Origin of the sequence: Symbiopectobacterium sp., from assembly GCF_051710365.1 — a bacterium.
Classification (GTDB): Bacteria; Pseudomonadota; Gammaproteobacteria; order Enterobacterales; family Enterobacteriaceae; genus Symbiopectobacterium.
The window spans coordinates 1-1,019 of sequence record NZ_JBPETA010000381.1; the positions used below are offsets into that span (position 1 = coordinate 1).

Sequence of the window (1,019 nt, forward strand, 5' to 3'; positions counted from 1 at the left end):
ACGATGGACAGAAAGAAGAAAACAAGCCCTATGAATGGCGTGTAAAGGCTTATGCGCGAGATAAATACTTTACCGAAAAAACTGTCACCGTTAACACCGAAAAAGGCAAGAAGCAATTTTATGAAGTTATTCTTTTAAAAGAAGGCGCTAAATGGCTCTATCGCCAATATCTCAAGGGCAAGCTTCCGATGAAGAAATACTGGAATGGACTATTTACCCACGATAAATATCTTCAGGCTGCATAAGGAGAAATCATGAAGCAATCACAGGAAGTCATCGTCGCCCGTATTATTGCAGCGTCTAAAGATATTGTAGCGTGCGAAAAAGCAATGGTAACACTGAAAGATATTTATCGTACCGCCATGCGCCAATATTTCCGCGAGCATGGTGACCCCAGTATTGATGGCGGTCGACTCAGCCCGGATAAACCAGAGTACGAAGGTGTCATTAAACATACTGACCCCTATTTTATCTCTATGCTCAAGAAAAAACGTGAGTTGCATAATGCCCGCCGTCGTCACAGTCGTGCAACTCAGGCATTAATCAAATATCAAATGGAGAAGGCCCGTGAAACCTAAAATACCTAACAGGATAAGAGAGCGTGAGAAGTTATTTAAGCGCTTATACCGTGAAGGACTCATCCATGCAAGACGCATACGACGAACCGGTTATTTATCAATACGACTCTCCCTCTACTGGCGCATGTTATCCAAAGATAACGGCCTGAGTTGGAAGACCATGAGTCATGCAAAATACGACACCCAAATAGCAATATAAAAACAGGAGCACCCCATGAATTATGCATTCGCGGGTCATGCTGCCCTCATGGGGAGCTATCACCCTGAAGAAACCCACCTGGATAAATGGGTTCAATGGCTGAGAAACGGATACAAGAAGGCTTATCGATATCCTCGAGCAGCAACGCAAACCTCTACGACCTGCCCCAGCACCTTAATCAAGACTGTTACAGCCTGAAATCACCTGCATCACTGCACACCCTGTCTGCAACCTTCACTGTA

The 1,019-nt window shown here is 44.6% G+C and carries 2 protein-coding genes and 1 pseudogene; all 3 read left to right on the forward strand.

The features are described 5' to 3' along the window. Positions 1 to 245: pseudogene (locus ACTBDZ_RS18080) on the forward strand (Rha family transcriptional regulator); the annotation flags it as partial. Positions 246 to 254: 9 nt separating this feature from the next. Further along, on the forward strand, positions 255 to 578 hold the full coding sequence (locus ACTBDZ_RS18085) for a hypothetical protein (protein WP_438816305.1): 324 nt from the start codon (positions 255 to 257) through the stop codon (positions 576 to 578). After that, the gene (locus tag ACTBDZ_RS18090) at positions 568 to 777 is read left to right on the forward strand and encodes a ParE family toxin-like protein (RefSeq protein WP_438816297.1); all 210 of its coding nucleotides are present in this window, start codon (positions 568 to 570) and stop codon (positions 775 to 777) included. Before ACTBDZ_RS18085 ends, ACTBDZ_RS18090 begins: the two co-directional genes overlap by 11 nt. Positions 778 to 1,019: the final 242 nt, after the last annotated feature.